This is a genomic window from Gardnerella swidsinskii (assembly GCF_023277705.1).
Lineage (GTDB): Bacteria > Actinomycetota > Actinomycetes > Actinomycetales > Bifidobacteriaceae > Bifidobacterium > Bifidobacterium swidsinskii.
Genome location: NZ_CP083176.1, coordinates 944,567 through 957,105, shown reverse-complemented (window position 1 = coordinate 957,105; position 12,539 = coordinate 944,567). Strand labels below are relative to the sequence as shown.

Sequence of the window (12,539 nt, the reverse complement as noted above, 5' to 3'; positions counted from 1 at the left end):
TAAACGAAGCCTATAACCTTTAAAGATTATTCTTATAAAATCAAAACCAACAATCAAAAAGGAGCACAGCATGGCAAAAGTAGCGAAACATGCAATTTCAATACCTCGTTCAGGTATTAGAGATGTATTTGACCGTGTAGAACAAATACCAGACGCTATTTCACTATGCCTAGGAGAACCAGGCGAAACTGCTTCCTCACACATTGTTGAAGCCGCGTGCAACTCATTACGAGAGGGAAAAACAAAATACACAGACGTTTTAGGCATACCAGAATTCCGCGAGGCAGCTGCAAATTATACGAATAGAGTAAAAGGTTTAAACTACAACGCAGACACAGAAATTCAAGCCGTTGACGGCGCTACTATTGGATTATATTTAGCTATTAAATCAGTAATAGATCCGGGAGATGAGGTTATTATTCCATCTCCATACTTCACATCATACGATGCAGAAGTGCTAATGTGCGAAGGAATTCCAGTAACTGTAGCCCTTAAGCCAGAACATGGAATGCATATTAATGCAGCAGAAATACGCAAAGCTATATCGCCACGCACTAAAGCCATCATTATCAATTCTCCATGCAACCCAACCGGTGCTGTAACAACCGCAGAAGAACTCGAAGAAGTTGCAAAATTATGCCAAGAATTTAATCTTTGGGTAATTTCTGACGAAGTCTACCATCCATTCGTATTCGCAAGCAATCCAGAAACTGAACCTTGCGGAAATGCTGTAGCACCATCTATTGCAGCAGCTGAAGGAATGCACGAACGAACCATTATTGTAGAAAGTTTATCGAAAACTTATGCAATGACAGGATGGAGAATTGGATATATTCTTGCACCAAGTCAAGTTATTGAGCAAACCAGCAAAATTGCAGAAATGATGCATTCTTCTGTAAATTCTACCGCACAATATGGCGGCGTAGCTGCATTAACAGGTCCGCAAGATCACGTGCGCGAAATGAGAGAAGAATATCGTGCAAAACGTCAGCTTGTTATAGACGGATTGGCAAATTGCAATGCATTGCGTCTTATAGAGCCTCAAGGTGCATTCTACGTTTTTGTTGACGTTCGACCAACTGGTTTAAGTTCAGAAGAATTTAGCAAAAAACTTTTAGATGAAGAAAAAGTTGCTGTTGTGCCAGGAGAAGCCTTTGGCGCAGAAGGAAGCGGATTCGTGCGACTATCTTACGCTGGGAAAGCAGAAGAACTTAAAGAAGGCGTAGCGCGCATAAGCAAATTTGCACTTGCGCAACAAGCTTTACATGCTGCATAAAATATTAGTTATTAACGAATATAAATATAAATAAAATTATTGCCCCTTGGTAGATAATCCAAAGGGCAATAATTTTAATTCCTTACGAAATAAGAACTACGCAATAGTCGTAGAAGAAGAATTATTCGTAGCAGTGCCAGTTTGTTGAGTTATGGCAGCCAAGAAATCACGGTTTGAAGCAGTTTTCTTCAATCGAGGAATCAAAGTCTGATACGCTTGCTCTGCCTCAAGACCACCAAAGAGACGGCGCAAACGATAAATAACTGGCAAATCTGCAGCTGGAGTAATTAACTCCTCGCGACGAGTTCCAGAAGCATTAATATCTACTGCTGGGAAGAGACGCTTATCAGCCAAATCTCTACTCAAACGCAATTCCATATTTCCAGTGCCCTTAAACTCTTCGAAGATTACTTCATCCATCTTAGAGCCGGTTTCAACCAATGCAGAAGAAATAATCGTCAAAGAGCCGCCGTCTTCAATATTTCGAGCAGCACCGAAGAACTTCTTTGGTGGGTACAACGCCTGAGCATCAACACCACCGGAAAGAATACGACCAGAAGTAGGAGCAGCAATATTGTAGGCTCTAGCCAAACGAGTCATAGAATCAAGCAAAACCACAACATCCTGGCCAAGCTCAACCAAACGCTTAGCGCGCTCAATAGCAAGCTCAGCAACAGTAGTGTGATCCGTTGCAGGACGATCGAATGTAGAAGAAATCACTTCGCCTTGCACAGTGCGTTCCATATCGGTAACTTCTTCTGGACGCTCATCGACAAGCACAACCATAAGATGCACTTCAGGATTATTTGTAGTAATTGCATTTGCAATATTCTGAAGAGTAATGGTTTTACCAGCCTTTGGTGGCGACACAATCAAACCGCGCTGACCTTTACCAATTGGGGCAACTAAATCAATAACACGTCCCAACATGCGATTCGGAGTAGTTTCTTGCTTCAAACGCTCTTGTGGGTATAACGGCGTCAACTTAGCAAATTGCGGTCGAGACTGAGCTTCTTCAACGCTCATTCCATTAATGCTATCGATTGTTTGCAAAGGAACAAACTTTTGGCGCTGATTTCGACGATCGCCTTCGCGAGGAGCACGAATGGAGCCTTGAACTGCATCACCCTTGCGTAAGCCATATTTTTTAATTTGGCTCATTGAAACATAAACATCGTTAGGACCAGGCAAATAACCAGAAGTGCGCACGAATGCGTAAGATTCTAAGACATCAACAATTCCAGCTACTGGCACGAGCTCTTCCTGAGACTCTTCACGACGAGACTCACGTAAATCATGCTCTTCGCGAGCATCGCGTGCATCGCGATCAAGACGAACATTGCGATCGTTACAATCTTGACGTTCTCCACGCTCAGCACGACGTTCATCACGATCTTCACGTTCTACTCGATTCATGCGTTCTGAATGATTCTGTCGATCTGAATAATCTGAACGAGACTCATCGTAATCACGTGCACGACCGCGCATACGACGCTGGAAACGATCAGCACGATTTTGTTGTTCTTCTCTATCAAAGTCACGAGAAGCTACACGCTGACGACGCGGTTCACCCTCTGCATGAGAATCTTCACCAGGCAATGTTGCCAAAATTTGATCCAACTCATGCGAATCCATACCATCTTCTCTACGATCGCGATTATCATTACGATCTTCTGAGGAACGACGACGCTGGAATGTATTATTACGATTCGCATCGCGTCGATAATTTTTATTCCCAAAATCTTCTTCGTCTCTATAGCGACGATCTGAAGCAGCATTGGGAACCAAAACTTCTAACGCTTCTAAATCACTATTGTCTTTCGATGACCTAACATCTTCTATATCTGTACTAGTATCTGCAGTTTTATTAGCATTCACAACATCACGAGGAACACGAACACTTACACCTGCAGGCGCTTCTCCCCCATTACGAGCAGCCGTCAGTGTAGCCACCAACTCAGGCTTACGCATTGTAGATGTACCGCGCAAACCCATTTGTTTCGCAAGATCTTTCAATTCTGAAAGCTTCATTTTTTCAAGATTCTGGCCTGTTGCCACAATTTTACCTTTCCTTAACTCGCACGGAATAGAGACCCGGCAAGTCTTTACATGGAAGATTACGGAAAAATCCGTCACGAACTCGCTGCTATTTCATAACAATTCATATGTACATAACAACGAACATTATGTATGCTACTACAGCTATACGACGCTGTACAATGCGACGCGCCATAGTATTTAGTATTTTATTGCAATTTCTATAAAGTTTTTAAAGAGCTACTCACATAAACAAAAAGCGCCAATAACTTGGGTAACACCCAGTATTATTGACGCTATATCGCTAAATTATTTGCGCTTTAAAATCAAACGCTCAAATTTATACGAGAATTAATTACTACTTCTTTTCGTGATACGACTTTTCAGTATTAACAGACCACACGTTCTTCTTAGAAGTTTCTCCAGTTCGGATATCTTCTACAGCCTCAATAGCAGTTGCCATTGAATGATCTTGGTTATTATAACGATGCTGTCCATTACGACCAACGCAATACAAATTACCAAAGCCATCAAGATAATCAATCAATTCAGGCATCTGAGCGTATGTGTCAAAGTAAGCAGGATATGCCTTTGGAACTCGCTCACGGTGAGAATCAAGAACGTCTTCCTCACCATTGATAACCTGCATACGAGTCAACTCGTCAATAGCCATCTTGCGAGCATCATCATCACTCATATTCCAGAAGTCGTCACCTTCGTCGCAGAAGTACTCAAGACCAATCCAAACAGTGTTATCAACATCCTTAACGAGATATGGGCTCCAGTTGTTGAAGATTTGCAAACGTCCGACTTTATATCCAGGATCCTGCACGTAAATCCAGCAATCAGGAACAATAGGAGGATTACCAAGCGTTGGAATAGTGGTAGTATTACGCAGACGCACGCGCTTAACAAGCAAGCCTACAGTCACAAAATCGCGATAAGGTAAACCTTTGGCAACGCGTTGCATTTCTGCTGGAACTTCAGCCTTTTCGTCACCATTTGCACCCTGCTCAAGAGCAGCTACCAAATCCTTAATTGGCATAGAAGATATAAACTGGTCGGCGTGCAATTCTGAACGCTCTCCATTTGCATCTTCAACTACAACACTGGAAATCTTTCCGTCTGCTTGCTTAATAGCAACTACCTTTGCGTCTGTGCGCACAGTAGCACCGTTTTCGCGGCAACGACGCTCAACCGTTTCCCACAACTGACCAGGACCAAGCTTTGGATACCAGAATTCCTCAATTAATGAGGTTTCTACTTCCTTTTCCTTGCCTTTTTTCTTAGGGAAAAGCTTGGAAAAAGCGTTCTTCAACACTTCCACAATGCTCAAGCCCTTAACGCGCTGAGCACCCCAATCGGCAGAAATTTGGCTTGGATGCCTACCCCAAAGCTTCTCTGTATAGCCCTCAAAGAACATGGAATAAAGTTTCTTGCCGAAACGATTAATGTAGAAATTCTCAAGATTAGTTTCTGGCAACTTGTGAATCATAGACCACAAATAGCTGAAGCCAACCTTCATAGTCAAGATAAAGCCCATAGAACGCAAGGTTGCTGCAGAAAGAGAAATTGGATAATCAAAGAAATGATGATTCCAGAAAATACGAGAAACGCGATGACGCTTCAACATCACTTCATCTTCAACTTCAGGATCAGGTCCACCTGCTTCCAAATCATGATGACGACCAAGCTTTTTATCATCATATGAAGGCGCACCCTGGAGAGGTAGCATTTCACGCCACCACTGCATAATACGGTCATCTTTTGAGAAGAAACGATGACCGCCAATATCCATACGATTGCCGTTATACTTCACAGTACGCGAAATGCCGCCAAATTCACGCGTGGCTTCGAGTACTGTTACGTCGTAGCGGCTGGATCCGCCATCCTTAACGAGTTCCCAGGCTGCCGTCAACCCTGCCGGACCACCACCAATAATTACCACAGATTCCTTTGGGGATTGTGTATCCGTCACTTGTCCTCCATCTTAATACATCAAATTTTTACGAAAACACTTTGCGTGCTAGGTAAGCAATTCCTATACATCCTTATTGAGCATACGCGCATCACGCGATAGATTCAGGAATGTCAATGTCTGTTTTTTGTACTTCTTCAACATTTACATCTTTAAAAGTTACTATTCGTACATTTTTAACAAAACGCGAAGGGCGGTAAACATCCCATACCCAAGCGTCCGTAAGTTGAACATCAAAATAAACATCCTGACCTGCTGAACGCACATTAAAATCGACTTTATTGGCTAAATAAAATCGTCGCTCTGTTTCTACAACATAAGTAAAAAGCTTAATAACATCACGGTATTCTTTGTATAACGCAAGTTCTGCATCGGTTTCATAGTTGTCGAGATCTTCGGCGCTCATTACTTACCTTCCGTATTACGTTTGCGTCCACGACCTATAATGCGCCACCAAGCTTTTTTTGATGAACTTCCTTCAGAGACGTTTACATTGTACGGCCATGCTTCATCAAGATTATCACGATGCACAGGTATAGCCACAGAATGTTCATGCGCACTCAAAGCTTCAATTACACCAGGATTTTCTTCAATAACGTGTAACCCAAAAGCATCTAGCGAGCGAATAGCATCATATTCATCTACAAGAGTGTCCATTACAACAAAATCTTGATATTTTTGATTCTGGGCATCCCATAATGCATCGCGCGCAGTGCCTGTTTTTACAAAGCCAAGCGATTGATACACCGAAAGCGAACGAGTATTAGTTGCCGGAACTCCCACCCAAATTCTATGCAACCCTAGACCAGTCGGCTCTGATGCAAAAGCATAAGTCATAACTCTAGGCATCGCATCGCGCGAATAGCCTCTTCCTCGATAATTTTTGCCTAAAACAACTTGAATTCGAGCACTGCGAGACCATCCGTCAATATCTATAAGGAAAATCATGCCAATAATGTCGCCGGAAGCGTTATTTGAATCATCCAAAACATCAGGAACAATCGCCCACGCAATAGTGTGACGCAATTGAACATCGCCAGCAAAACGACAAGATTCAGAAGGATTTTCGCCAATAAGACTATCTTTAGTCCATTGCATAGAGCTTTCAACCCACGAATGAACCATAGAACGCTCTGAATTAGCATCCTTTCCAGTAATAACTGCAGCACCATCAAATGCGCACAAATCATCCATTCTTTGAAAATCATCGCACGTAGCTGGACGAAGGTGCGCCATCTCTCCACGAATTTGAGGAATTACTATAGATTTTGGTAACTCGCGAGAGTTAATAACACCATCATTGGTTTGTTGCATAGTCACCTACTTGTATTGTGCCTTTGAGAATTAAGCCCTTCGCATAATTCTCATGTCGCATAATATATGATAATCCCGAAGACGAAAAATGCCTCGCAATGTTGATAAATAGTAAATTCTGCGCACCTGCTACACAAACAAATCTGATTTGAGCATGCAGCAAGTACGCAGCACTTACTTTTGAATATTGATTACGCTTTTACGTTTATACATTAGCGTTATCAAATATTAAATTTTTCAGCCTTTACGGCACTTTTCAGCCTTTGATTTTTGCCATCACAATCTTAGTAACAGCCTTAGCATCAGCCTGACCTTTAGTCGCACGCATGACAGCGCCAATAATTGCACCCATCGGCTTCATGTTTCCAGACTTAAGCTTTTCGGCAACTTCAGGATCGGCTGCAAGAGCAGCGTCAACAGCAGCTTCCAAAGCACCGTCGTCGTTCATAACCTTAAATCCGTGCTTCTTAACAACTTCATCAGGTTTACCCTCGCCAGCCAAAACGCATGCAACAGTTTGCTTAGCGAGCTTATCGTTAAGATTGCCGTCTGCAATTAACTTTTCAACTTCAGCCACATCTTGCGGAGTAATAGGCAATTCTTCCAAAGTCACGCCACGAGTGTTTGCTTCGCGAGCAAGCTCACCAAGCCACCACTTCTTAGCACCTGCTGCAGTTGCACCAGCTTTAACGGTTTCTTCAACCAAATCAAGAGCATCCGCGTTAAGAATATCTCGCATTTCAAGATCGCTAATACCCCATTCGCTTTGCAAACGGTTACGACGCTCGCGAGGCATTTCAGGCATTTGCGCCTTCATGCGCTCAATATGCTCTTTAGTGATGTGAAGCATAACCAAATCAGGATCTGGGAAGTAGCGATAATCGTCAGCATCCGACTTCACACGACCGCCAGCAGTAGTCTGAGTTGCCTCATCCCAGTGACGAGTTTCCTGCAAAATCTCGCCGCCTTCACTCAAAATAGCAGCTTGACGACGAATCTCATATTGGAGCGTCTTTTCGATTCCGCGGAATGTGTTCACATTCTTAGTTTCTGAACGCGTACCAAATGGATCGGTTGGCTTGCGACGGAGCGAAACGTTCACGTCAGCACGCATATTGCCCTGCTCCATGCGAGCGTGAGAAATGTTGAGAGCGCGAACAATATCGCGAATAGCACGCATGTATGCGCCTGCGATTTCTGGAGCGCGGCTGCCAGCGCCTTCGATTGGCTTAGTTACAATCTCGATTAAAGGCACACCTGCGCGATTGTAATCAACCAAAGAATGATTTGCGCCTTCAATACGGCCGTCAGCACCACCAACGTGCGTATTCTTACCAGCATCATCTTCAATGTGAGCGCGCTCAATCGGAACGCGGAACACGGTTCCATCTTCAAGCTCAACATCCAAGTAACCGTTGCCATTAGTAGGCTTATCGTACTGGGAGATCTGATAATCGCGAGGCATATCTGGGTAGAAGTAGTTCTTACGAGCGAACTGGCTCCACTCAGCAATTTCGCAATGCAATGCCAAACCAAGCTTAATTGCATAATCAACTGCAGTCTTGTTTACAACTGGCAAAGAGCCTGGCAAACCAAGGCTTACAGGAGTTAGCTGAGTGTTTGGCTCGCCACCAAAAGACACTTCCGCTGGGCAAAACAGCTTTGTGCGCGTGCTAAGCTCAACGTGAGTTTCCAAACCGAAAACTGGGTCAAATTGCTCCACAGCATCGGCGTATTTCATAAGTTTTTCAGCCATGAGAATCCTTCTTACTTAAGCTTTGCTTAACTTTACTTAGCCAATGAATCGAGCCAGCCAGCCTTAAGCGACTTCCAGATTGAGCCGCCCCACTGCTCTTCGAGAGCAGCTTCCAACGCTGCTGCAGGCTTGTACATCTTTTCATCATGGCATTGCGGAGCAATAATCTGAATGCCAACAGGCAAACCGTCGTCGCTTAAGCCAGCTGGGAGACTCAAAGCAGGAACTCCAGCCATGTTTGCAGGAATCGTAGCAATATCGTTCATATACATAGAAAGCGGATCGTCCATCTTCTCACCAAACTTAAATGCCGTTGTAGGGCTTGTTGGAGAAATAAGAACATCTACTTTCTTAAACGCTTCTTCGAAATCGCGAATAATAAGCGTACGAACTTTCTGTGCAGAACCATACCAAGCATCGTAATAGCCAGCGGAAAGCGCGTAAGTACCGAGAATAATACGGCGCTTTACTTCGTCACCGAAACCAGCTTCACGAGTTGCAGCCATCATATTTGCAGCAGTCTGAGGCTTGTCTGCTGGCGGCATTACGCGCAAACCGTAGCGCATGCCGTCGTAACGAGCCAAATTAGAGCTAACTTCTGAAGGCATAATAATGTAGTAAGCAGCCAAAGAGTAAGGGAAATGAGGGCAAGAGACTTCTGTTACTTCTGCACCCATATCCTTAAGCAATTGCACAGCTTCATTAAAGCGTGCTTCAACTCCCGGCTGGAATCCGTCGCCACTAAGCTCTTTAACTAAACCAACCTTCAAGCCCTTCAAATCACGGCGAGCGCCCTCACGAGCAGCTTGAGCCATTGGAGGAACAGGAGCTGGAATAGAAGTAGAATCGCGCCTATCGTTACCGCCAATAATTTCCTGCAAAAGCGCAGAATCAAGAACGGTACGAGAAACAGGTCCAATCTGGTCGAGAGAGCTTGCCATAGCAATTGCACCAAAACGGCTAACACCGCCATAAGTTGGCTTTGCGCCGACTGTACCAGTTAAAGCACCTGGCTGACGAATAGAGCCACCTGTATCTGTACCCAAAGCAATAGGAGCCTCGAATGCAGCAACAGCTGCAGCTGAACCGCCGCCGGAACCACCAGGAACACGCTCAGTATCCCAAGGATTGCAAGTAGTTTGATAAGCAGAATGTTCTGTAGAAGAACCTTGAGCAAACTCATCCAAATTAGTCTTGCCGAGAATTGGCATGCCAGCTGCTTTGAGCTTTTCAATAACAGTAGCATCGTAAGGTGGAACCCAGCCTTCGAGGATCTTCGATGCTGCAGTGGTTGGAATGCCTTTAGTGACAATCATGTCTTTAATTGCAATTGGAACGCCTGCAAGCTCAGGCAAGCCTTCAGTCTCACCATTAGCGTTCTTAGCATCAAAAGCATCTGCCTGCTCGAGAGCAATATCTGCAGAAACATGCAAGAATGCCTTAATTTCTGGCTCTGCAGATTCAATGACTGCCAAGTGAGCTTCAACAAGTTCACGGCTAGAAACTTCTTTAGCTTTTACAGCCTTTGCCATATCGGCAGCAGAAAGTTTTACCAAATCTTGAGTATTAGTCATGTTTTTATTCCTCCCCCAAAATTCGAGGCGCTACAAACATGCCAGACTCACTTCTAGGAGCATCCGAAAGAGCTTCTTCTTGAGTCAAAGGTGTAGCAGGCTCATCTGGACGCAAATAAGCTTCCAAAGGCACTGGATTTGCAGTAGGTGGCACATCTTCGCCAGCAACTTCCTGCACTTTATTAATAGATTCTGCAATGACGTTCAATTCGCCTTGCAAGCGACTGATTTCTTCGTCGCTTAAAGCAATCTGGGATAAAACGCCCAAATGCTCAATTTCTTCGCGTGTGAATGTAGGCATAACCTCAACTATATGTGTGATACGTGACCTTCGTTAGTAGAAAAAAGCAATGTGGATAAAAGCTTTATGAGAATTATTTGTTGATTATTTTGTTTTATTGAGAAAGTACTACAAATTAATTCTTTAAGACTGAAGCAATTAAAAATTGCGCATGTGTAACACTAAATAATACTTGCACAAATATTTTGCATATATTTTCACAAAATTATCACGAATCAAAATACGTAAAATCCGTTCATTTTATCTGTCAACACGCCGAAACGACAAAACTGACGTAACAAAAAAGTGTTGGTATTTCAGCATTATTTAAACTTTTGTTTGAAACTTAAAAAATTATTTTAAACAATTATCGCATAAATAAAAAGTGTGTAATAATCGTGTGATGTGAGAAGCTGAAGCTGATGCACTGAAGCATATATATGCACTGAAGCACGTATTTGCAGCATCTCACTGAAAAAATAATTTGAAATAAAATCTAATAAAAATCGAAGGATACATATGAAGAGCACAAAGTTCTACCGTAATGCAGCAATGTTGTTGCTCGCGGGCGCGACTATTATTCCACAATGCTTAGCAGTTCCAGCAATGGCAGATTCTTCTGCAAAGCCTTCTGCACCAGCTGCATCTTGCGCAGCCAGCAAGGACTCGCTGAACAACTACTTGTGGGATTTGCATTACGATAAAACGAATATTCTCGCACGTCACGGCGAAACAATTAACAATAAATTCTCCAGCGACAGCTTCAACAAGAACGGCGAATTCGTTGTTGTTGAGCATCAGAAGAAGAACATCACCAATACAACGTCAAACTTGTCGGTAACTTCGGCCAACAATGATCGCGTGTATCCTGGTGCATTATTCCGCGCTGACCAGAATTTGATGGATAACATGCCAAGCTTGATTTCAGCAAATCGCGCACCATTAACTTTGAGCATTGATTTGCCAGGCTTCCACGGCGGCGAGAGTGCTGTAACTGTGCAACATCCAACCAAGAGCTCCGTTACTTCAGCAGTTAACGGTTTAGTTTCTAAGTGGAATGCACAATATGCAGCAAGCCATCATGTGGCAGCTCGTATGCAGTATGATTCCGCAAGCGCACAGAGCATGAACCAGCTCAAGGCTAAGTTTGGTGCTGATTTTGCAAAGATTGGCGTACCGCTGAAGATTGATTTCGATGCAGTACACAAGGGTGAGAAGCAGACTCAAATTGTGAACTTCAAGCAAACTTACTACACAGTAAGCGTCGACGCTCCAGATAGCCCAGCAGATTTCTTTGCTCCATGCACTACGCCAGAAAGCTTGAAGAACCGTGGCGTTGACAGCAAACGCCCACCAGTTTACGTGTCAAACGTAGCTTATGGTCGCTCAATGTACGTAAAGTTCGATACCACCAGCAAGAGCACTGATTTCCAGGCTGCAGTAGAAGCGGCAATTAAGGGCGTAGAAATTAAGCCAAACACCGAATTCCATCGCATTCTCCAGAATACTTCTGTTACTGCAGTGATTCTCGGCGGCAGCGCTAACGGCGCAGCAAAGGTTATTACCGGCAATATCGATACGCTGAAGGCTTTGATTCAGGAAGGTGCAAATTTGAGCACCTCTAGCCCAGCTGTTCCAATCGCTTACACTACTTCCTTCGTAAAAGATAACGAAGTAGCAACTCTCCAGAGCAACAGCGATTATGTTGAGACTAAGGTTTCTGCTTACCGTGACGGTTATTTGACCTTGGATCACCGTGGAGCTTATGTAGCTCGCTACTACGTCTACTGGGATGAGTACGGCACTGATATCGACGGAACTCCATACGTACGTTCTCGCGCTTGGGAAGGAAACGGCAAGTATCGTACCGCTCACTTCAGCACAACGATTCAGTTCAAGGGCAATGTGCGCAATCTTCGCATTAAGTTGGAAGAAAAGACCGGCTTGGTATGGGAACCATGGCGTACAGTGTACAACCGTACTGATTTGCCGTTGGTTCGTCAGCGCACAATCAAGAACTGGGGCACAACCTTGTGGCCTCACGTTGCTGAAACTGTAAAGAATGACTGAACTCATATTGCAATTGAGCATAAATAAATAAAACTGAAAAAATTAAGGACTTTATCTTGTAGCCAGTTACGAGATAAAGTCCTTAATTTTTTACACAAATAGGGTTTCTATTACATTTTTCGCAGTAGGATTTAGTTATGTTAGAGATACAAAATATATCCAAGTACTATAAAACAGCAAGTACTCAATGATATTTCTTTTGTAGCAGAAGATAGCAAAGTTACGGGATTTGTTGGCCCTAACGGTTCAATCAA

At 43.6% G+C, this 12,539-nt stretch carries 9 protein-coding genes; 2 read left to right on the top strand and 7 right to left on the bottom strand.

The window, feature by feature from the left end; genetic code table 11:
* Positions 1-70 precede the first annotated feature (70 nt).
* Positions 71-1,276, top strand: coding sequence for a pyridoxal phosphate-dependent aminotransferase (locus tag K9E37_RS03680; protein WP_004110055.1), 1,206 nt, complete (start codon positions 71-73; stop codon positions 1,274-1,276).
* 96 nt (positions 1,277-1,372) lie between these two features.
* Here K9E37_RS03680 and rho read toward each other — a convergent pair whose 3' ends face one another.
* The 7 genes from rho to gatC all read right to left on the bottom strand — a co-directional run bounded on the left by rho (position 1,373) and on the right by gatC (position 10,236).
* Positions 1,373-3,334: a transcription termination factor Rho gene (rho, locus tag K9E37_RS03675; protein WP_004110057.1), complete on the bottom strand. Its 1,962-nt coding sequence runs from the start codon at positions 3,332-3,334 to the stop codon at positions 1,373-1,375.
* A 337-nt stretch (positions 3,335-3,671) separates the two neighbouring features.
* Positions 3,672-5,291 (bottom strand): NAD(P)/FAD-dependent oxidoreductase, encoded by a 1,620-nt coding sequence (locus K9E37_RS03670; RefSeq protein WP_012913735.1) that lies wholly within the window; start codon positions 5,289-5,291, stop codon positions 3,672-3,674.
* Positions 5,292-5,382: 91 nt separating this feature from the next.
* Positions 5,383-5,697, bottom strand: a complete 315-nt coding sequence (locus K9E37_RS03665) for a DUF2469 domain-containing protein (RefSeq protein WP_004105898.1) — start codon at positions 5,695-5,697, stop codon at positions 5,383-5,385.
* Positions 5,697-6,605 (bottom strand): GNAT family N-acetyltransferase, encoded by a 909-nt coding sequence (locus K9E37_RS03660; RefSeq protein ID WP_076002568.1) that lies wholly within the window; start codon positions 6,603-6,605, stop codon positions 5,697-5,699. The genes K9E37_RS03665 and K9E37_RS03660 overlap by 1 nt, the downstream gene beginning before the upstream one ends.
* Before the next feature lie 256 nt (positions 6,606-6,861).
* Complete coding sequence (gene gatB / locus K9E37_RS03655; RefSeq protein WP_076002567.1) at positions 6,862-8,361, bottom strand: Asp-tRNA(Asn)/Glu-tRNA(Gln) amidotransferase subunit GatB; 1,500 nt, start codon at positions 8,359-8,361, stop codon at positions 6,862-6,864.
* A gap of 32 nt (positions 8,362-8,393) precedes the next feature.
* Complete coding sequence (gatA, locus tag K9E37_RS03650; protein WP_004110065.1) at positions 8,394-9,935, bottom strand: Asp-tRNA(Asn)/Glu-tRNA(Gln) amidotransferase subunit GatA; 1,542 nt, start codon at positions 9,933-9,935, stop codon at positions 8,394-8,396.
* A 4-nt stretch (positions 9,936-9,939) separates the two neighbouring features.
* Complete coding sequence (gene gatC / locus K9E37_RS03645) at positions 9,940-10,236, bottom strand: Asp-tRNA(Asn)/Glu-tRNA(Gln) amidotransferase subunit GatC (protein WP_004105888.1); 297 nt, start codon at positions 10,234-10,236, stop codon at positions 9,940-9,942.
* 498 nt (positions 10,237-10,734) lie between these two features.
* On the opposite strand from gatC, the gene vly reads away from it, so the two are divergent.
* A complete protein-coding gene (gene vly / locus K9E37_RS03640) occupies positions 10,735-12,285 on the top strand; it encodes a cholesterol-dependent cytolysin vaginolysin (RefSeq protein WP_248893054.1) in 1,551 nt (516 codons plus the stop codon).
* Positions 12,286-12,539: the final 254 nt, after the last annotated feature.